Below are 21,011 nucleotides of genomic sequence, written 5' to 3'. Positions count from 1 at the left end.
CTAGTTAGCAGGGAGGATTTTTTGTGTTGTCTTTTTAAAAATAGTTAAGAAACATGGATATCATTAAACCGAACTTTATTATAAATTAATTAGATACTTAGGGAATAATAATTTTAAAATTTTTAATATATTTTAAAATTGATTTATTAAACTTAGTGTCCATTATATTCGCCATTTAATTTAAGTTATAAAAGGTTATAGTGACTTTAGTGTTATTATAACCTTTTTTTATTTTATCCATCTTTCTTTTTTAGTTCAATTAAAAATGGAGGATAATAAACAATGCTTAATTGTATAGAAAAAATTAAAAAAAATATAAATTTAGAAGAAGGCAGTAAAATCATAGAAAATATATTAATAACAATATATCTTGTTGAAGGTATATCTACTAAGGAATTAGCAAGAAGAAATTTCTTGCCTCTTCCTATTACTGCTGCTATAAAAAAAGAATTTATCAAAGAAAAATTGGTTATTCAAGATAGAGGAACAAGACTGACTTCCAATGGAATATTCTTTGTAGAAAAGGAGTTAGGATTTAAAAATATAAATAAAGAACTTTATATCAAATTACTTACAAATACTCAAGAAGAGTATAAAGAAATTACTGAAATAAAAGAAGAAATTCATAATATCTTTCAATGTCGACCTCAGGCAGATGTCACTTTAGATCAATCTAAATCCAGTGTAGATACTTCTTTGAAAAGAGCTATGCTGTGCCTTAAAAATTATGATCTCATTGGAAAAAACATTTTATGTCTAGGAGATGATGATTTAGTCAGTATCGCATTAGGTTTTTTATTAAAAAAACTTTTCCCACACACTTTTTATCAAAATACTAAGATTATTGTAATTGATATTGATAAAAGAATTATTGAATACATAAATGATATAGCAATGAAAGAATCTCTTCCTATCAAGTGTGAATATGCAGATTTAAGAAATTCACTGTCTAATAAATTTAAAAATAGATTTGACTGCTTTTTTACAGATCCTCCCTATACATTAGAAGGAATGAATCTTTTCCTTTCAAGGGGAATAGAGACTTTAAAAAGTCATAGTGACTTAAATATTTATTTTTCTTTTGCACATAAATCTTCAATTTATCAATTAAATATGCAGAAAAATTTTCTAACTATGGGTCTTGCTATTTCAACTGTAACTCTCAAATTCAACACTTATGAAGGAGCTAGCATCATTGGAAATACAGGACAGATGATAGTACTTAAAACTACTGATATAACAAAGCCATTAATAAAGAGTACTTACAAAAACCTTTTGTATACTGGAGAATTTACAAAAACAATACGTTTTTATAAATGTAAAAAATGTGGGAAAATAACAAAGATAGGTAATTCTGAAAAAATAAAAAATATTGAAATTCTAAAAAATACAGGATGTTGCAAATGTAATAATAAAATATTTGATTTACTTCAAAGAAAAAATATAACTATTTAAAATTAAGGAGAATTATGTTTAAATTAAACCAATTAGGAAAACATCTCTTAGTCGAATATTATGACTGTGATGTTGAGACATTAAAAAATACATTATTAATTGAAAAATATATGATAGAAGCTGCTGAAGCCGCCAAAGCTACAATAGTAAAAAGTGTATTTCACACATTTAACCCATGGGGTGTCAGCGGGGTAATTGTTATTGAGGAATCTCACTTAACTATTCATACATGGCCAGAATATAAATATGCTGCTGTTGATTTATTTACCTGTGGAGATATGCTAGATCCTTTAGCAGCTTTCACTCTTTTGGAAATGAAGTTAAAAGCAGAAAGATTTGATCTAAAGAAGATGCTCAGAGGCTCGTTAAAAGAAATTTTTAAAGAATAAAATATTAGAGCAGCTGATTATAGCTGCTCTTTTTCATACCTAAATTATTGCTGCGGCACCACTGCAAAGAAAATCAAATCTTCATCGCTATTATTTATAACACTGTGAGAATGCCCTTTTGGGCAATAATGACAACCTCCTGCATAAAGTTCCTCTTCTCTGTCATCATATAAAGCTTTTCCTTTTCCTTGTAAAATATATATCATTTCACTTCCATTTTCATGTTTATGATATCCAATAGATGCTCCAGGCTCAAGTTTGCTGTACATAATACGATTTCTTTCATCTACAAACATACGAGCTTCTACACTTTTTTCTCCCCCATAAAACTTTTCCAACATAGTTATTTCCATTTCATCAAATTTAATTAACATAGACTTTCCCCTCCTTAATTCATTTTTCATATATTAGCATAACTGTACAAAAAAAACAACCTGAAACCACTTAAGGTTTCAGGCTGTTTATCCCCAGATTATTTAGTTTAACTATTCTTCCACTGCTTCTACAGCTTCTTCTTCTAGATCCATTTCATTGTATCTAGCTATAACTGAGTCAGTTATCTCTTTTCTTAATTCAGGAGTGATTGGATGAGCTATATCTTTGTATTCCCCATCAGGCATTTTTCTTGATGGCATAGCCACAAACATCCCCTTTTGACCATCGATTATTTTTAGACCATGGATAACAAAGCACTCATCAAATGTTACATCAGCATAAGCCTTCAACTTTAACTCATTCTCATTCTTTACTGCCCTTAGTCTAACATCTGTGATTTTCATAATTAATGCACCTTCCCTTATTTTAGTATCATCTATAAAGAACCGCAAAGATGTACTTCACAGTTTTTAAAATGCTCTTTTAATATTTTATATATATTCTCTTTTTCATTTTTATCAGCAAAAGTATAATATGCACTTCCGCTTCCTGACATAAAGAATTTCATATTATTTAAAGCTGCTAATCTTTTTCTGAAATCTATTATGTTTTCATCTTCAAGCAAAAGTCCTTGCTCAAGATGATTTTCTATACTGTTTTCCACTGTAGATAGGCTGTTTTCCTTTAGTCCCAGAACTATTTTATCTATATCAGCATCTCTTTTATTATTGAGCATATACATATTCTTATATGCTTTTCCAGTAGAAACTCCAAAATCTGGCTTTATAATTATCAATGCACTGTCCAGATTATTTTCTATTATTTCAATATTTTCTCCTATACCTGTAACTCTTGCAGATTTATTTATCAGAAAAAATGGTATGTCTGCTCCTACACTTTTTCCTATCTCTATCATTTTTTCCATAGAGAAATGATTATCATGAAAGCTATTTAAAAGTTTAAGCAGGAATGCTCCATTGGAACTTCCTCCCCCAAGCCCAGCTTGATGTGGTATTCTTTTTTCAAGATACACATATACTTTTTTTCTTTCTAAGGCACTTTCATCATAAAATTTATCATATATCTTATACAGGATATTTTCTTTTCCTGTTGGTATATCTTTCTTATTAGTCTCTATAGTCAATGTCCCTTTAGCATCTGTTATCTCTCCAGTCATAGTATCACTCAGACTGATAGGTACCATTACCATATCCAGAAGATGATATCCATTCTCACATCTGCCAGTTACATTTAAACCTATATTTATTTTTCCATTGGAATTCAAAGAAAATTTCACTAGAAAATATCCTCCTCACTGTCTAGATCTATCTTTATACCTCTGCTGTCCAATACTTTTATAAGCTCAGAAGTCTTTTCTTTAGCTACATTTCCAGCAGGCACCTCTAATATCTCAAATTTAAAATATTTATTAAAATATTCCAACTCAAGAATTTGTCCTACTTTTACCTCTGTTCCAGCCTTTGCTACTTTACCATCTAGCTTAGCTTTTCCACCATCTACAACTATTTTAGCGATAGGTCTTCTCTTAATTATTCTGCTTACTTTTAAAAACTTGTCCAATCTCATACGTTATGTTCAAACCTCCTATCTTATTATTTATATATACTATATTTTTTTCATATGTCAATGCTTATTTTTTGCTTCATTCCAAAATTTTTCCATTGTATCTAGTGAAGAAGTTGTTAAATCGCAGTTCTTTTCTACATACCTAAATCTTGTATCAAATTTTTTTATTGTCTTCTCCAAAGCATCAGTTGAATTTACATTCAAAAATCTTGAAAGATTTACAATGGAAAAAAGAAGATCTCCAAGTTCCTCTTTCATATTTTCTTGATCATTATTGCTGATAGCCTGCTTCAGCTCTCCCAGCTCCTCTTCTACTTTAGCCATTACATCTTCAATATTGTCCCAGTCAAATCCTACTTTAGCAGCTTTTTTCTGTATTTTTTCAGCTTTAGCAAGTGGTGGAAGATATATAGGAACACCATCTAATGCTGATTCTCTTTTTTCATGGATCTTCTCTGTTTTCTTTATTTCTTCCCAGTTTACCAGTACTTCATCTGAAGTTAATGAATTATCCTTCTCTTTAAATACATGAGGGTGTCTTCTTATCATTTTTTCATTTATCCCTCTGGCTACATCTTCTATTGAAAATTTTCCTTCATCTTCACATATATCAGCCTGAAATACCACATTCATCAAAAGGTCTCCAAGTTCCCCTTTCAGCTCTTCTCCCCCTTCGTCCATAGCTTCTAATACCTCACAAGTTTCTTCCATAAGGCAGGGTTTAAGAGTTTCAAGGGTTTGTTCTCTGTCCCATGGACATCCCCCTTCTCCTCTCAATCTCTTTATTATTTCCACAAGTCTGTCAAATTCTTTCACTGTTACATCACTCCCTCATACTCATTAAAAAATCTATTGATATTCCCTCTATAGAATACCCCTTCCTCTCTATTGAGATATTTTAGATTTCCCATTGTCATCATTTGAGATATTTTTTCTATATTTACTTTTTCACTTAAAAATCTTACAAAGAACCCATTTTTTTCCTGTCTTATTACAGAAATTCCCAGCTCTCTAGCTTTAATCTTAACTCCTATATAGTAGAAAAGATTTACTACCTCTCTTGGAGGATTTCCAAATCTATCCCTTACTTCAGACTCAAGTTCTTTTAATTCCTCTTGAGTTTTTAATTCAGCTGCTCTTCTGTAAATCACTATCTTTTCATCTTTTTCTATATATTCATCAGGAATAAATGCTGGCATATCTATTTTTATCTCCATCTCTACCTCTTCTTCTGGAGCATTTCCTTTGATACGCTGTATCTCTTCATTCAGCATTTTTATATACAAGTTATATCCGAAAGTCTCAAGAGCTCCATGCTGCTTGTCTCCAAGTATCTCTCCAGCTCCCCTTATTCTCATATCTTCAAGAGATAGCTGGAATCCTCCACCTGAATCTCCCAGATTTTTAATAGATTCTTCTCTTTCTTTAGCTTTCTTTGTCTGATGCTCTTTAGTAAGAAGATAGCAGTATCCCTTTCTCCTTCCTCTTCCTATACGCCCTCTCAGCTGATATATCTGTGACAATCCCAGTTTTTCCACTCCATCTATTATCATAGTATTTGCATTTTCTATATCTATACCATTTTCAATTATAGTAGTGGATATGAGCATATCTATATCCCCATTTTCAAAATCTTTTATCTTGTTTTTTATCTCTTTTGGAAGCATCTGTCCATGAATATAGTCCAGTTTCAGATAATTTGGAAGAAGTTTTCTAAGCTCATGAGTCTTCTTTTCTATATTTTTCACAGAATTGAATATATAGAAAACCTGACCTTCTCTGGCTATTTCACTCATGATTATCTCTTTTAGTTTTTTATCATCTTTATCTATAAACATTGTCTCAATAGGCTTTCTTCCTTCTGGAGGTGTATCTATTACAGAAAGATCTCTTATTCCCAACAATGAAAGGTTCAATGTTCTTGGAATAGGTGTCGCTGTAAGGGTTATCATATCTATTTTATTTTTCAGTTTTTTCAGCTGTTCCTTAGCTTTTACACCAAATTTCTGTTCTTCGTCTATTACCACAAGACCTAAATCTTTAAATTTTACATCTGATGAAAGTATTCTGTGAGTACCTATTACTATATCAATAGTTCCTGCTGATATTTTTTTAAGTACCTCTTTCTGCTCTTTTTCACTTTTTAATCTGCTCAATATTTCAATACTTACAGGATAGTTTTTGAATCTTTCTGTAAATCTCTCATAATGCTGTTGTGCAAGTACTGTGGTAGGCACCATAACAACTACCTGTTTCCCATCTATGGACGCTTTAAAAGCTGCTCTCAAAGCTATCTCTGTCTTACCATATCCCACATCTCCACAGACTACCCTATCCATTATTCTATCTGATTCCATATCTCTTTTGACATCTTCTATAGCTTTTAATTGTGAAGCTGTCTCTTTATATGGAAAACTTTCTTCAAATTCCTCCTGCCACACTGTATCATGAGAAAAAGCATATCCCTTTTCAAAAGCTCTCTTTGCCTGTATCTCAATGATTTCTTTAGCAAAAGCTACCATTTCCTCTTCCAGCTTCTGTCTTTTTCTTTTAAACCCTCTTCTCCCTAATTGATATATATCAGGAATTACTCCAGGAGTAGATACATACTTTTCAATTTTATTTATGCCTTCAACTGGTACAAAAAGCTTATCTTCATCAGCATACTTTATCTTTAAATAATCCTGTCCATTCATAGTTTCTATCCCTTGATAGATACCTACTCCATAATTTTCATGAATTATAAAGTCATTTTCTCTGATTTGAGATACATCTTTATATTTTAAATTTACCTTTTCCTTTGCTTCTCTTTTTACCTTGATTCCTTTTAGCTCTCTGTCAGTGAGAATCAGTCTGTCTTTTTCTCTATATCCTTCATAGTGAGGATATCTCTCTATCTCAATATTATAATTTTCAAATATTTCTTTATATCTCTTTTCCTCTTCTGACATCAGAAGTATATTTTCTTTCTGACTCAATTTTTTTATATAATCATAGTCCTCAAATTTCTTTATCTCTTCCTCTGAGAATCTTTTTATCTCTACTTCCTCACCTGTTTCCAGAAGTTCATTAAATCTTCCTCGAAACTTTTCTTCTTCTTCTCTCTCTCTAATTATATTTTCTTCTAATTTATATCTCAACAATTCATTATTTTCAAAATATATCTTTAAACCTTTTGTTTTGCTGTTTTTAACCAAATCAAAAAAAGATATTTTTCCATTCTTATTATTGTTTATATACACATTGATACTATCAAGTATTTCTATACTCTTTTGGCTTTCAAGATCAAAATATGCTATTCTCTCTATCTCATCTCCAAAAAATTCAATTCTTACAGGATAGTCTCCATCACTTGAAAAGATATCTAAAATATCCCCTCTTACACTGTACTGCATTCTTTTTTCAATCATATATACTTTATCATATTTATTTCTTACAAGATCTTCCTGTATTTTAGCTATGCTCATCTCCTTCCCTTTTTTAAAAGAAAGTTTATCTCCCTCTAGTGCATAGTCTCTGAGAAATGCTTCTAAAGATATGAGTATAGCAAATTTATTTTTAGATTTTAAAAGTTTAAGAAGGTCATAATTAAGTTTTTCAAATTCCTCATTTTCATAACTGCTTTCAATTTTTAAAATTTTTCCATCATAAAAATCACTGAGGGTATTATAATAATCCTCAATGTTCTTGTTGGATGAGCATAGATATACTATGTTTCCTTTTATGTCTTTGAGCAGGAAAGGTATCCTTCCTCTATATTCTGTTATCATGACTCACTCCGTAAGTTTATTTTTTCATGTATATATTTTACTCTGTATTTTCAACTTTTCATAGCGAAAAAATATTTCTCTTTCAATATTTTAAAAAATACTCCTTTATCATATGTATATGTTCAATAATAAGTTATCTTTTTATTAATTTTCATTATCTTCCAAACTAAGCATATATATTTATTTTTTTCCTTTACAAATGTAAAAAAACATAATATAATCAAACAATAAAAATTATTGTTTCATTATAATTTAAAAAGAAAATATTTTTTCAAAAAATGTAATTAACAAAATAATAAAGGGGGAACAACCAATGAATAAAAAACTACTTACTCTGCTCACAATAACAGTCCTCACATTATCAAGCTTTACTCTTCAAGCAAAAGAAACAAAACTTGTAGTTGCACAAAACTCAGATGCAAAAAGTCTAAACCCTCAGGTTTCAAATGATATTCCTACTCATAGAGTAAATATAAATATCTATGACAGACTTATTGAAAAGGATAAAGACATGAATTTAGTACCTGGATTGGCTGAAAGCTGGGAACAGGTAGACCCTCTTACTCTTGTATTAAAAATAAGAAAAGGGGTTAAATTCCATAATGGAGATCCTCTTACAGTTGGAGATGTAGTATTCAGTTTAAAACAGGCTACAGAAGCTCCTTCTTTAATGGCATATTTTGGTGACCTTGATAAAATAGAAGCTATTGATGAAAATACAGTTAAAATAACAACTAAAGTCCCTTATGGACCTCTTGTTAACTACTTAGCCCATGTAGGTGCTGGTATAATGAGTGAAAAAGCTGTAAAAGCTGGTGGAAGTGACTATGGACAACATCCAGTAGGAACTGGGCCATTCATGTTTGTATCTTGGACTTCTGGAGACAGAATAGTTTTAAAAGCTAACCCTAATTATTACAAAGGGAAACCAGGGGTAGATTCATTGATATTCAGAGTTATTCCAGAGGGAACAAACAGAACAATAGCTCTTGAAACTCAGGAAGCTGATATAGCCTATGATATAGATCCTATTGATATGGATATGGTAAAAAATAACCCAAAACTAAAAGTTGATCAGAATTCTGCTATGAGTATGACATATCTTGGTTTTAATACTCAGAGACCTCCTTTTGATAAAAAAGAAGTTAGACAAGCTATAGCTTATGCAACTGATGTTGATAGTATCATTGATGCTGTTTTCTTAAAAGCTGCTAAAAAAGCTAATTCACCTGTATCACCTAATGTATTTGGGTACAACAAAGATGCTAAGCTTTATACTCAAAATATAGCTAAAGCAAAAGAATTGCTTGCTAAAGCTGGATATCCTAATGGGTTTAAAGCTAGAATATGGACAAATGATAAAAGTGTAAGAAAAGATACAGCAGTTATCCTTCAAGATCAACTTAAACAAATCGGTATAGATGTACAAATTGAAGTTCTTGAATGGGGTTCTTACTTAGATAGAGTTGCCAAAGGAGAACATGATATGTTTATACTTGGATGGTCTTCTAGTGCTGACTCTGACTCAGCTATGTATGCTTTATTCCACTCTAAAAACTTAGGTGGAGCTGGAAACAGAACTTTCTATAAAAACCCAAAAGTTGACGAACTTCTTGATAAAGCAAGAGAAAGTACAGTTCCTGAAGAAAGAATCAAATATTATAAAGAGATTCAGGATATAGTTCAGGAAGATCTTCCTATGTTTGCACTTGTTTATCCTGATGAAATTACAGGAATGCAGAAAAATGTGGAAGGATTTGTTTTCCACCCAGAGGGAACACACTATCTTGCACCAGTTACAAAAAAATAACAAAAAAATAAACAGCTGTCAAATTAACTTTGATGGCTGTTTTCTTACTCTCTGTCAATTAGATTTCTATCACATATTCATCATCTATTAATATATAGTCACAATCATATTTCTGACACATTTCAAAATTTTTAATATTTTCTTCTATCATCATTTCCTTTGTGCAAGCTGAATCATCAACTCTTTTTTCAATAATATTTGCATATCCTTTAATCTTAGAAAAATTTTTTTGAATATATTTCTCTGCCATAATAAGACAAAAGTATCTCATATGTTCCAAATATTTATCTTCAAAATCTTTCTTCCAGTCAAATGGTATATAACATCCTTCTACTATAAGATTTTGTCTATTTTCAACTGCTGTCTTTATCATTTCTCTGACAATGGGCCAAAGATAATCAGTCAGTTCCTCATCATTCTCAGGAGTAAGATTAGTTTTTCCACTTCTTATCAATCCCATTTTCAAATGATCAATAGAAAGATAGGGAAATTTATATTTTTCTAATAATTTTTGTGCCATGAGTGTTTTTCCAGTATGTGAACTTCCTCCAATCAATATAATCATAGTTTATTCTCCCTCATTCTCTAAAAAAAGAGTGGCTAAAAACTCTTTTTACTTGATTAGCCACTCTCCCTATAATTTAAAATGCTCTATTCTTATTATACTTTTTCTAATTCAGATAGATTCCCAGTCTGTATATACTCCAAGCTTCCAGCAATTTTCTCCACTGGCCAATTCCACCATTTTATTTTAAGTAATTTCTCTATAACATCATCTGAAAATCGTTTCTTAATTACTCTAGCTGGAGCTCCTCCAACAATTGTATAAGGTGGAACATCTTTAGTTACAACTGATCTTGTTCCTATAATAGCTCCATCTCCTATAGTTACTCCTGATAATATCACAGCCTCATAGCCAATCCATACATCATTTCCAATTGTGATATTTCCTTTGTTATCCCATGAATCTTTTACATTCATTTTATATCCCCATTCCTCTCCAAATAATGGAAAAGTATAAGTAGATAAGGAGTTCAGTGTATGATTACCACAGTTCATTAAGAATTTAGCTCCACAAGCAATGGAACAGAATTTTCCAATAATAAGTTTATCTTGATTTATTGGATAATGATACAACACATTATTTTTTTGAAACTCAGTTGGATCATTATAAAAATCGTTATAAATTGTATAATCTCCAATTTGAATATTAGAATTTGTAATTACATTTTTTAAATATATTATCTGTTTATCATTTGTTCTAGGATATATTTTATTTATATCTGGAATAGTCATAGTAATCTCCTTTTAAAATTTGATCTATTTTAAAACTACTCCAGAAAAAACAATGCAAAGCTTCATTTTTCCACCTCCATTAAAGTAACAGAGAATTTTTTATTAATATGTATATACATAATAATAAAATATTTATTTTTATTTTAAATATCCCACTAAAAGAGCTATATCATTTCCTGTAACTCCACTTATTCTAGATGCCTCTCCTATTGAAAGTGGTTTTATCTCTTCCAGTCCGCATCTAGCTATATTAGATATTCCTTTTACTTCAGAGAAATCAAAATCAGCAGGTATTCTTACCTCTTCCAATCTTTTGAACTTTTCAATCTGTTCATTTTCTCTTTGAATAAATATCTCATATTTTATCATTGTTTCTATTTGGTTTTTTATAAACCCAGGATAATCACTTATCTCTGTTATATCTTTTAAGCTGTCATAAGTAACCTCTTTTATCTTTAAAAGATCTCCTATTTTTACACCTTTTGTTAATTTCTGATCTGAACCAAGCTTTTCAAGAAGTGCATTAGCCTGTACCATTGGAACACTTATCTCTTTCAATCTTGCTATTTCATCATTTACTATTTTTATAGAATTTTCTAAGTAATCAAGTTTTTCCGAAGACAGTATTCCTATCTCCTTAGCCTTTGTAAAAAGCCTCATAAAGGCATTGTCAAACCTTAGGGTTAATCTATATTCAGATCTTGATGGAAGGACTCTATAAGGCTCTGGTGTCTTCTTATGAATAATGTCATCTATAAGGACTCCTATGTATCCTTCACTTCTGTCTATAATAACTGGTTCCTTTCCATCTGCCTTTCTGGCAGCATTTACCCCAGCTATAAACCCTTGACATGCAGCTTCTTCATAACCAGAAGTTCCATTTATCTGTCCAGCAAAGTAAAGTCCTTCTACTTTTTTACTCTCCAAACTTGGATAAAGCTGAGCTGCTGGAGCATAGTCATATTCTACAGCATAACCATATCTCATTACTCTTGCATTTTCCAGTCCTGCTATAGTTCTCATCATAGCTTCTTGAGCAAATGGAGGCATTGCAGTGGTAAGTCCATTTACATATACTTCCTCTGATTCTGCTGATTCTAGCTCTAAAAATATCTGATGATTAGATTTATCTGGAAAATTTATTACTTTTCTGTCTAATGATGGACAATGTCTAGGTCCATGAGTTTTTATTATTCCGCTTACTATTGGTGAATATTGTAACATCTCTTTTGCTACTTCAATAGTCTTTTCAGTTGTATAAGTAAGCCATGTCGGAATTACATTATTTCTCTCTTTATCAGTGAATATAGAGAAATATCTTGGGTATTCTTCCCCTTTCAGTTCCTTCATTTTACTAAAATCTATGCTTCTTTTATCAAGTCTTGGAGGTGTTGCAGTCTGATATCTCTCAATAGTTATTCCATGCTCTCTCAAACTGTCAGAAAGTTTTTCAGCAGAGTTTTCTCCCTGTCTTCCAGCAGAATAAGCTACATCCCCTATTACTATTTTTCCTTTTAAGAATGTACCAGTAGCAAGAACTACACATTGAGCATAATATTTTATTCCAAGTCTTGTTATTATCCCTTTTACTTTTCCATCTTCAACTATAATTTCATCTACACAGTCCTGAATTATTTCAAGATTGTCTGTATGTTCAAGAAGTTTTCTCATCTCTGTTCTATAGAGATATTTATCAGCCTGTCCTCTTGTTATCCTTGCAGCTGGTCCTTTGCTTTCATTTAAATGTTTTAGCTGAAGATTAAACTTATCAGTATGTCTTCCCATCTCTCCACCAAGTATGTCCATTTCAGCAACAAGATTGCTTTTTCCTGGTCCTCCTATTGAAGGGTTGCATGACATCATAGCAATAGTATCAAGATATAGAGTAAACATAGCTGTTTTCTTTCCAAGTCTTGCTGCTGCTAGACTTGCTTCTACTCCCCCATGTCCTCCTCCTACTACTATCACTTCATATTGTTTCATTTCCATTTTTGTTTCCTCCGAATTTTAGGTATTAAAAGTAAGAAGAGAGTGACTAATTTTAAGCCACTCTCATTTATTATTTCCCTACACAGAAATTACTGAATATGTGATCCAGCAGATCTTCACTCGATATCTCTCCTGTTACTTCAGATAGTGAATCCAAAGCTCCTTTGATATCAACTGCCATTAGATCCATAGGAAGTCCGTTCTCTATAGTTTCAAATATATTTTCAATAGATTGCTTTGTTTTTTCCAGAGCAGATTTATGTCTTATATTTGTTATTGTTATCTTTTGAGAACTGTCTTCTACATTTTCTTCAATGATATGGTTATATATCTCTTCTTCCATCTCATCTATCCCTTGATTTTTTATAGCTGATATTTCCAGCCATTTATTTATCTTAGTCAAAGGTGAAAGATCTATATCTTCTCTTATATCTATCTTGTTCAGTATCCCTATAACTTTTTCAGCTTTTATAGCTTCATGTATTCTCATATCTTCCTCATCTAAAGCTCTTGAACCATCTACTACAAATAGTATTAGATCTGCACTTTCAATAAGTTGTTTAGATTTTTCCACTCCGATATTTTCCACAAGGTCATCTGTTTTTCTGATACCAGCAGTATCTACCAATACAAGAGGTATTCCTTTCAGATTTACCACTTCTTCTATTACATCCCTTGTAGTTCCAGCTACATGAGTTACTATTGCCCTCTCCTCTTTCAATACAGAGTTAAGTATGCTTGATTTACCAACATTAGGTTTTCCAACTATTGCAGTTTTTATACCTTCTTTTATCATTTTTCCCTTATCATATGATCTGATAAGAATATCTGTAGTATCCATTACCTCTCTTAAATTACCTACAAGATTTTCTGGAAGAGGATCATCTATTCCTTCTTCTGGATAATCAAGTACCACATTTATATGAGCAGCAACATCCAACACAAGTTTTTTTAAGTGTCCTATCTGCTCTTTTAAATCTCCTCTCAATTGATCCAATGAGAGAGATACAGATTTTTCTGTTTTTCCATGAATTATATCCATTACTGCTTCTGCCTGTGTCAGATCCAGTCTTCCATTTAAAAAAGCTCTTCTAGTAAATTCTCCACTTTCTGAAATTCTTGCACCATTTTTTAATACTGTTTCCAGTACTTTTTCAGTGATTACAAAACCTCCATGGCAGTTTATTTCTACTATATCTTCTTTTGTATATGTATTTGGTGCCTTCATTATTGAAACAAGGACTTCATCCACTAAATTTTTTCCATCATAAAGATGTCCATAATTTATACTAAAATTTTTCAACTCTTCAATATTTTTTTTAGATTTTGGTTTAAATATTTTTCCAAGTATTTCTAAAGCATTATTTCCTGAGATTCTAACTATTCCTATACCACCTTCACCACGTGGAGTGGAAATAGCTGCTATTGTATCGAAAAGCATGGTTCCTCCCTATTTTTTCCTCTTGATAACTATATATCTCTTAGGGTCTCTACCTTCACTGAATGTATCCAGTTCTGGATATTTGTTTACAACTTCATGTATTACTTTTCTTTCTCTAGGAGGCATTGGATTAAGTCTTACAGCTTTATTAGTTTTTAATGCTTTTTCAGCCATTTTCTTACCTAATTCTCTTAAAGTCTGATTTCTTTTTTCTTTAAATCCTTCTACATCCACCTCTATTCTGTACTCTTTCAATAGAGAGTTCAATAGGTATTCAAAACTATTTAAAGTCTTTCCTTTTTTTCCTATTATTATCCCATTATCTTCTCCATAGAGATTAACAAGATAAGTTCTGTCATGGACTTTATTTACATCTACACGAAGGTTAAGCCCTATATACTCAAGAAGCTCTTTTGCTTTAGCTTCTACAAGATCGCTTGCATCTACTGCTTCTTCCAATTTTTCTTTTACTATTTCTTTATGCTGTTTTTCTTTAACTTCTTTAGTCTCTTTTTTCTTATGTTCTTTTATTTCTTCTTTAACCTCTTTTTTAGGTTCAGGTTTTATCGTTTCTTTTTTTAATTCTTTATCAATTTCTATTTCATAAATACCTTCTCTATTAAATAATCCTAGAAAAGATAGGCTTTTCTGCTTTTCTTTTACTCTTACTACATGTTCTGGTGACGCCTCTAATATTTTTAAAGCTCTAGTTATAGCTTGTTCCTTATTCATGGCTTTGATTTCTATAACATTACTCATAAAATTACTCCCCTCTTTTCATAATCAGATACTGCTGAATAACTCCTGCCAAACTTGATGTTAACCAATAAATTTGTAATCCAGCTGGCATTTTATAAGAAATAAATACCATCATGATAGGGAACATATACATCATATTTTTCATTTGAGGATTATCTGATGATCCCATCACTTTCTGCTGTACAAATGATACAACCCCGTTTAATACTGGAAGGATATAAAAAGGATCTGGTTTAACAAGTTCCATCCATAAGAATGTTGAATCTTGAGGTACAATTCCACCTCTTAATACTCCAAACAACGCCCATAATATTGGTAATTGAACCAATAGAGGAAGACATCCCCCAGCAGGATTAACTTTGTGTTGTTGATAAAGTTCCATTGTTTTCTGATTAAGCATTTTAGGATCGCCTTTATACTTTTCTTTTAATTTATCCAATTCAGGTTGTAATTTCTTCATACTCTTCATAGATTTATCTTGTTTTAAAGTTAATGGAAGAAGTATTATTTTCATTAAAATAGTTACTCCGATAATAGCAAGTCCAAAATTTCCTGTAAGATGATGCATAAAAACCAGCATAGCTTCTATGACTCCCTTTAATAATCCATAAATACCACTAATATATTTCATTTATCCTCCCGAAATTTTTTCTTTTCTTTCTTTTCAGGTACAGGGTCAAACCCTCCTGGGTTAAATGGGTGACATTTTATAATCCTTTTAATTCCCAGATATACACCTTTTACAACACCGAATTTCTCAACAGCCTCATATGTATAGGCTGAACATGTAGGAATAAACCTACAGTTTTTTCCTAAAAATATTGATATATACTTTTGGTAGAATCTTATCATACAAAGTATAATTTTTTTCATATTTAACTTTCCTGACTTTTAAAAAGCTTGCTGCTCTTCATAACTTTCATGAGATCTTTTTCCATATCCTGATACTTGAGAGTTTTCACTTTCTCTCCAGCTGTCCTCTTGGCTACGAAAATGATATCATATCCGTCCTTGAGCTGATTTTCAAATTTACGATAATACTCCCTAAATAATCTTTTAAGCCTATTCCGACAAACCGCATTTCCAGTTTTTTTACTTACAACGAAACCGCATCTCTTCAAATTTTCTTCATTCTTTTTAAAAAAAATAAGAGAGTAATAACCAAAACTTTTTCTTCCAGAATTGTAGATTATTTGAAACTCTCTGTCTTTTTTTAAATTATTCATAGTATTAAAACTCCCGATAATTTTGAATTATATATTTCACGATAACTATCTCTTGTAAAAACCCGGTGGTTTAAAACACCGGGTTCTATGCTGATAATACTTGTCTTCCTCTAGCTCTTCTTCTTTTTAAAACTTTTCTTCCGTTTTTAGTAGCCATTCTAGCTCTGAACCCGTGATCTTTCTTTCTTTTAGCTTGATTAGGTTGGAATGTTCTTTTCATTTTTTCACCTCCAAAAAAATTCTATATTTCAGATAGTAATTTTAAAGGAAAATTCTTGTTTTGTCAAGTAATTATTAGAAAATTTAATAAATTTCTAAAGAATTTTTTCAAAAAAAAATTGAATTTTATTATTATTACTTATATACATATAAATGAAAAGTGGTTATTTTAGATAGCTACAGCTAAATTTTAAGCTGATATTTCTTCAATTTTTTTAAATAAAAAAATAAAGAGACCAACATCAAAAAATATATTAGTTGTTATTTTGTTTTTTTGTTTTTTTGTTTAATGTAATGACCAATATAAAAAATTCATTATCAAAAAACCATTGATATCATTGAGAACATATTCAAAAAAGATATGTATTTTATTTTTATTGATATACACATTAAGTATTCCAGTAAATTCAATGACTGAAAAAAATAAAAAGTCTAAGACTCCTCAAAAAAGCTGGGAATAAAAATATCAAAAAATATTATTATCAATATACACATGAGGTAAACCAGTATTTTCAATGAATTTAAAAAAATATTATTATTCATATACATTTTTAATCTTTATTTTATTTGAATTTTATGTTAAAATAAAATTCCGTTGTTTATTATTGAGTATATACAAAAGATAAAAACCTTGATTTTTAAGAAGTTATGAATAATTAAAAAAAATCTTCCTACTTAGAGTGTATGTTAGAAATCCTTAAAAATCAAGAGCTTGTCTTTATACAAATTTAATATACTTATGATATAAAAAATATTATTGTGGATATACATAAAAAATGTTATATTATTGATTATATACATTTTATTTGGAGTATACCTTATATATTTACTTACGATTTAGAGGAGAGATTAATTTATGAAAAAAGATGACTCTATAGATAATGATTTTGAAATTTTAGATAGTTTCAAAATATCACAAAGTGGATCACTAGTAGAAGATATAAGGAATGTTGAAATAAAACTTAATACTGTTCCTGATATAGAAGTAAGAGAAGTGGTTATCAAAGAAACAGGAAATTTTTTAAATCTTAAAGAGAATATTATTAATATTCCTGTTGAAATGATTGTATTTCCTTTTTTTACTCCACAAAAACAAAATAAAAGGGTAAATTTTCAATATTCATTCGAAGATCTAGGAGTTACAATGTATTGTACTCTTGTAGCAAAAGATAATGCTGATAAAGTTTTTCAACCTTCAACATTTGAGGAAAAAATATATACATATCTTATTTCGATGTATGAAATAAAAAAAGAGATAGAAGATTCAGATGAGTATATAGAATTTGAAATTTCAGATTTTATAGTAAGTTTTCTTGGAAATAAAATGAACAGAACTTACTACTCAAAAGTGGAGCAAGCTTTAAAAAATTTAAAAAATACAGAGTATCAGTTTATAGTTTCAAATCATACAAAGCTTGGAAAATATAAATTTGAAGATGAAGAGTTTAAACTCCTTACATATCAAAAGCTTAAAAAAGGAAAAAAAATATATTATAGAGTTACCTTGAATAAAAATATAAGGCAAAAGATAAAAGATAAAAGATATATAAAGTATAATTCTAAATCACTTCTTGAAATATTGACAAAGGACCCTATTGCAGGGAGAATATATAAATATATAAGTAAAATAAGATATGAAAGTATGGATGGAAGAATTAATCTTAGAACTCTTGCAGCAATAATTCCTCTGAAAACAGAGCAAGTTACTGAAAGAATAAATAAAAATGGTGAAACAAAACAATATATTTTATGTAGAGTTAAACAAGTATTGAAGAGAATTGAAAAAGCTTTTGATGTTCTTGTAGAAATGGGATATATTATAAAATACAATTCAGATTATATAAAAGAAGAGGATAATTACTATATTGATTATATTTTTAATAAAGAAAAAGATGGAGAATGTCATGTGTCTTCATTTCTTGAAAATAAAACTGGTAAGGATATGGGAAGAAAAAGACCAGCATCCCTTGCAGCTAAAAATAATTTAGACATAGAAGAGGCTGAAGTGGTTGAGTATGGTTCAATTGAAAAAACTCCTAGACCAGAAACTAAGCATAAAGAGCCAGCTATAGAGTTTCCAGGAGATGTAATGGAAAAGGTACAGAAAGCTAAAAGGAATATCTATGTGCAAAGGGCATGGGACAGAAGAACTGATAATAAAATAAAGAAAATATGCAGAGAAGAGGGAGAAGCAACAGCAAAAGAAGTTCTGTCTATACTGTATAAAAATCTTAATGGCAATATAAAAACAACTCTTGTACAATATATTAATGGAATACTAAAAAATATTTCTGCTGATGAGAATAGCAGTAATAAACAAAATCTCACTCTTTTCAATAATATAGTAAAAGAAAAAGGGTTGAAAAGTAAGAAAAAAATTAATCAAGCTAGAAGAAGTGTTAAAAAACCTGTTATAAGCAGTATAAAAGATATAATAACTGATACTGACATACCAAAGGATTTAATGGCTGAATATAATAGTTATGATGAATTTGAAAAATTGAAGATAGAGGAAAAGGCGTTGAAGATATGTTCACAAGAAGAAGGGATAGATGTTAATTTTCTTCTTACTATGAAATCAAAATCTAAGAATATATATTTAAATACCATAAAAAGATACATTGAAAGAGTAATAAAAGATGAATAATTAAAAAAACTGATCAGAAATATATCAAATAAATATTCTGATCAGTTTTTTTATTAAAATATTCATTTTTATTATTATTCATATACATATTTATGAAATATTAAAACTATTAAAATCTCAAAAAATATGGTATTATATATAGTGGCATCGTATTGCTTGAGTATAATTTTTTTAAGGGGGAAAAATGGAAGAAGTAAAAATATCTACTGAATTTATAAAACTGGATCAATTTTTAAAATGGACTGGGGTATGTGATACTGGAGTAGATGCTAAATTTTTTATAACTGAAGGAAATGTAAAAGTTAATGGAGAATTAGAGATAAGAAGAGGTAAAAAACTTTACCCAGGTGATAAAGTTGAAGCTGAGGGAAAGGTTTTCATAGTGAAATAATTATGAGATATTGATTGGCCTGAGGTGAAAGGGTTGGAAATACTAGAAATAAATTATGTGAATTTTAGAAATCTTCAAGATGGAAATGTAAAATTTTTTCCTAAACTAAATCTTTTCTATGGAAAAAATGGTCAAGGAAAGACGAGTCTCCTGGAAGCATTGTATTTCAATTCTACAGGTAAAAGCTTTAGAACTAATAAAAGTAGTGAAATGATGAAATATGGCTATAAACGGACAGGGGTTTATGTAGTTTACAAAGATAATATAGGAGAAAAGACTCTTACTGTAAAATTCAATAATGAAGATAAAAAAGAATATAGCTATAATGGGAAAAAGGTCCAATATGATGAATTTTATGGAAAACTCAATGTAGTAACATATATTCCTGAAGACATAGTACTGATAACAGGTTCTCCTTCTGTCAGAAGGAATTTTTTTGATGGTGAGATAGCTCAAACTAGTAGTGAATATTTTCAGGAATTAAAAAATTTTAATAAGATATTAAAAATAAGAAATAAATATCTTAAAGAGAAAAAACATAAAGAACCTGAATTCGCTATCTATCAAGATGAATTTGTGAAGTATGGAGCTAAGGTTATAGAAAAAAGAATGGAGTATGTAAAAAAAATATCCATTATACTTAATCTGAACTACAGAAAACTTTTTGATGATAAAAAAGAGTTGAGTCTTCAATATCAATGTCATCTTGGAAATGTAAAAAAAATGACTTTAAAAGAGATAGAAGATGCTCTTAGAAAAAGAATAGAAGAAAAATTAGGACAAGAATTAAGATATGGTTTTTCACTTTCTGGACCTCAAAAAGATGATTTTTTATTTTTTTTAAATTCTTATGAAGCTAAATCAACAGCATCTCAAGGGGAAAAAAAATCAATTATTTTTTCTTTGAAACTTTCAGAAATAGATATGGTGTTAAGAGAGAAAAAAGAGAGCCCAATTCTTATAATTGATGATATATCTTCCTATTTTGATTCTAATAGAAAGGATAGTATATTGAACTATCTGGAAAAAAGAAATATACAGGTCTTTATAAGTTCAACAGGAGGACTTGGAATAGATACTAAGGATTTCTATGTGGAAAAAGGTGAAATTAGCTATGATAGAGATAGAGAATATAGGGAGAATGATAGAAAGGGCAATTGAGAAAAGTAGAAAGCTAAAAGAAGGCATTCTTAAAGCTCAGTGGAAAGATATAACAGGAAAACTTTCAGAAAAAAGCCAGGTTCTTTACATAAAAGAGAACATGCTCTATATTGTTGTGGAAAGTTCATCAGTGCTTCATTTTATGGAAATGAACAAGAAAAAATATATAGATAAAGTTAATGAAATATTAAATGCCAATATAATAAATAATATGTCATTTCGCATCTCTAAAATAAAAGAAGAAGAGATATATAATGATGTGTATACAGCCAATAATAATTTATCAGAAGAGGAAGTTTCTGAAGATAAATATTTAGATATAGATTTAAATGAAATGAATATATTTCAAAAAATAGAGTATTTGAAAAAATCTGCTGAAAAAAAAGAGCAGCGTTTATTAAAGGCAGGGTATAAAAAATGTCCAGAATGTGGAGCGTATTTCAAAAGTCCAAAAGATATGTGTAAAATATGCCAAGATAAAAAAGGCAGAGGATGA

Annotated in this window: 22 protein-coding genes; 7 read left to right on the top strand and 15 right to left on the bottom strand. The window is 29.9% G+C overall.

What is annotated here, in order from left to right; translation table 11 throughout:
- Window positions 1–282: 282 nt before the first annotated feature.
- On the top strand, window positions 283–1,455 hold the full coding sequence (locus C4N20_RS06285; protein WP_005978594.1) for a bis-aminopropyl spermidine synthase family protein: 1,173 nt from the start codon (window positions 283–285) through the stop codon (window positions 1,453–1,455).
- Window positions 1,456–1,469: 14 nt separating this feature from the next.
- A complete protein-coding gene (gene speD, locus C4N20_RS06280) occupies window positions 1,470–1,844 on the top strand; it encodes an adenosylmethionine decarboxylase (protein ID WP_005978592.1) in 375 nt (124 codons plus the stop codon).
- A 44-nt stretch (window positions 1,845–1,888) separates the two neighbouring features.
- On the opposite strand, the gene C4N20_RS06275 is transcribed toward speD, so the two are convergent.
- The 6 genes from C4N20_RS06275 to mfd all read right to left on the bottom strand — a co-directional run bounded on the left by C4N20_RS06275 (window position 1,889) and on the right by mfd (window position 7,576).
- Window positions 1,889–2,218, bottom strand: a complete 330-nt coding sequence (locus C4N20_RS06275) for a cupin domain-containing protein (RefSeq protein WP_005978591.1) — start codon at window positions 2,216–2,218, stop codon at window positions 1,889–1,891.
- A gap of 111 nt (window positions 2,219–2,329) precedes the next feature.
- Window positions 2,330–2,623 carry a septation regulator SpoVG gene (gene spoVG, locus C4N20_RS06270; RefSeq protein ID WP_005978589.1) on the bottom strand — a complete coding sequence of 98 codons (294 nt, stop codon included), beginning with the start codon at window positions 2,621–2,623 and terminating at the stop codon, window positions 2,330–2,332.
- Between the two features lie 32 nt (window positions 2,624–2,655).
- Entirely contained in the window at window positions 2,656–3,516 is an 861-nt protein-coding gene (gene ispE, locus C4N20_RS06265; protein ID WP_005978587.1) for a 4-(cytidine 5'-diphospho)-2-C-methyl-D-erythritol kinase, read from the bottom strand.
- Window positions 3,516–3,806 (bottom strand): RNA-binding S4 domain-containing protein, encoded by a 291-nt coding sequence (locus C4N20_RS06260; RefSeq protein WP_005978586.1) that lies wholly within the window; start codon window positions 3,804–3,806, stop codon window positions 3,516–3,518. Before C4N20_RS06260 ends, ispE begins: the two co-directional genes overlap by 1 nt.
- A 57-nt stretch (window positions 3,807–3,863) precedes the next feature.
- On the bottom strand, window positions 3,864–4,622 hold the full coding sequence (mazG, locus tag C4N20_RS06255; protein WP_005978584.1) for a nucleoside triphosphate pyrophosphohydrolase: 759 nt from the start codon (window positions 4,620–4,622) through the stop codon (window positions 3,864–3,866).
- A 2-nt stretch (window positions 4,623–4,624) separates the two neighbouring features.
- Window positions 4,625–7,576: a transcription-repair coupling factor gene (mfd, locus tag C4N20_RS06250; protein WP_005978581.1), complete on the bottom strand. Its 2,952-nt coding sequence runs from the start codon at window positions 7,574–7,576 to the stop codon at window positions 4,625–4,627.
- Window positions 7,577–7,889: 313 nt separating this feature from the next.
- Here mfd and C4N20_RS06245 point away from each other — a divergent pair, with 313 nt between their 5' ends.
- Window positions 7,890–9,386, top strand: coding sequence for a glutathione ABC transporter substrate-binding protein (locus C4N20_RS06245; RefSeq protein WP_005978579.1), 1,497 nt, complete (start codon window positions 7,890–7,892; stop codon window positions 9,384–9,386).
- Between the two features lie 58 nt (window positions 9,387–9,444).
- Here the strand turns inward: C4N20_RS06245 and C4N20_RS06240 are convergent, their stop codons facing one another.
- The 9 genes from C4N20_RS06240 to rpmH form a co-directional block, all read right to left on the bottom strand.
- Window positions 9,445–9,951: an adenylate kinase gene (locus C4N20_RS06240; protein WP_005978577.1), complete on the bottom strand. Its 507-nt coding sequence runs from the start codon at window positions 9,949–9,951 to the stop codon at window positions 9,445–9,447.
- 95 nt (window positions 9,952–10,046) lie between these two features.
- Window positions 10,047–10,682: a CatB-related O-acetyltransferase gene (locus C4N20_RS06235; RefSeq protein WP_005978575.1), complete on the bottom strand. Its 636-nt coding sequence runs from the start codon at window positions 10,680–10,682 to the stop codon at window positions 10,047–10,049.
- Window positions 10,683–10,820: 138 nt separating this feature from the next.
- Window positions 10,821–12,671, bottom strand: a complete 1,851-nt coding sequence (mnmG, locus tag C4N20_RS06230; protein ID WP_005978573.1) for a tRNA uridine-5-carboxymethylaminomethyl(34) synthesis enzyme MnmG — start codon at window positions 12,669–12,671, stop codon at window positions 10,821–10,823.
- Between the two features lie 70 nt (window positions 12,672–12,741).
- Window positions 12,742–14,112, bottom strand: a complete 1,371-nt coding sequence (gene mnmE / locus C4N20_RS06225) for a tRNA uridine-5-carboxymethylaminomethyl(34) synthesis GTPase MnmE (RefSeq protein ID WP_005978571.1) — start codon at window positions 14,110–14,112, stop codon at window positions 12,742–12,744.
- A gap of 9 nt (window positions 14,113–14,121) precedes the next feature.
- Entirely contained in the window at window positions 14,122–14,871 is a 750-nt protein-coding gene (locus C4N20_RS06220; RefSeq protein ID WP_005978569.1) for a Jag family protein, read from the bottom strand.
- 4 nt (window positions 14,872–14,875) lie between these two features.
- Window positions 14,876–15,502 (bottom strand): YidC/Oxa1 family membrane protein insertase, encoded by a 627-nt coding sequence (locus C4N20_RS06215; protein ID WP_005978565.1) that lies wholly within the window; start codon window positions 15,500–15,502, stop codon window positions 14,876–14,878.
- Window positions 15,499–15,744 carry a membrane protein insertion efficiency factor YidD gene (yidD, locus tag C4N20_RS06210; protein WP_005978562.1) on the bottom strand — a complete coding sequence of 82 codons (246 nt, stop codon included), beginning with the start codon at window positions 15,742–15,744 and terminating at the stop codon, window positions 15,499–15,501. Before yidD ends, C4N20_RS06215 begins: the two co-directional genes overlap by 4 nt.
- Before the next feature lie 2 nt (window positions 15,745–15,746).
- On the bottom strand, window positions 15,747–16,097 hold the full coding sequence (rnpA, locus tag C4N20_RS06205; protein WP_005978560.1) for a ribonuclease P protein component: 351 nt from the start codon (window positions 16,095–16,097) through the stop codon (window positions 15,747–15,749).
- Between the two features lie 85 nt (window positions 16,098–16,182).
- Window positions 16,183–16,317 (bottom strand): 50S ribosomal protein L34, encoded by a 135-nt coding sequence (rpmH, locus tag C4N20_RS06200; RefSeq protein WP_005978558.1) that lies wholly within the window; start codon window positions 16,315–16,317, stop codon window positions 16,183–16,185.
- Between the two features lie 855 nt (window positions 16,318–17,172).
- On the opposite strand from rpmH, the gene C4N20_RS06195 reads away from it, so the two are divergent.
- The 4 genes from C4N20_RS06195 (at window position 17,173) to C4N20_RS06180 (ending at window position 21,011) form a co-directional block, all read left to right on the top strand.
- Window positions 17,173–18,963, top strand: a complete 1,791-nt coding sequence (locus C4N20_RS06195; protein ID WP_005978555.1) for a replication initiator protein A — start codon at window positions 17,173–17,175, stop codon at window positions 18,961–18,963.
- Window positions 18,964–19,147: 184 nt separating this feature from the next.
- Window positions 19,148–19,354, top strand: coding sequence for a S4 domain-containing protein YaaA (yaaA, locus tag C4N20_RS06190; protein WP_005978553.1), 207 nt, complete (start codon window positions 19,148–19,150; stop codon window positions 19,352–19,354).
- A 33-nt stretch (window positions 19,355–19,387) separates the two neighbouring features.
- Entirely contained in the window at window positions 19,388–20,515 is a 1,128-nt protein-coding gene (gene recF / locus C4N20_RS06185; RefSeq protein ID WP_005978551.1) for a DNA replication/repair protein RecF, read from the top strand.
- The gene (locus tag C4N20_RS06180; protein WP_005978549.1) at window positions 20,469–21,011 is read left to right on the top strand and encodes a DciA family protein; all 543 of its coding nucleotides are present in this window, start codon (window positions 20,469–20,471) and stop codon (window positions 21,009–21,011) included. The genes recF and C4N20_RS06180 overlap by 47 nt, the downstream gene beginning before the upstream one ends.

Origin of the sequence: Fusobacterium ulcerans (assembly GCF_003019675.1) — a bacterium.
In the GTDB taxonomy this organism is placed as follows: Bacteria; Fusobacteriota; Fusobacteriia; order Fusobacteriales; family Fusobacteriaceae; genus Fusobacterium_A; species Fusobacterium_A ulcerans.
Note: the sequence above shows the minus strand (reverse complement) of the source record. Positions and strands in the feature narration are given on the sequence as shown.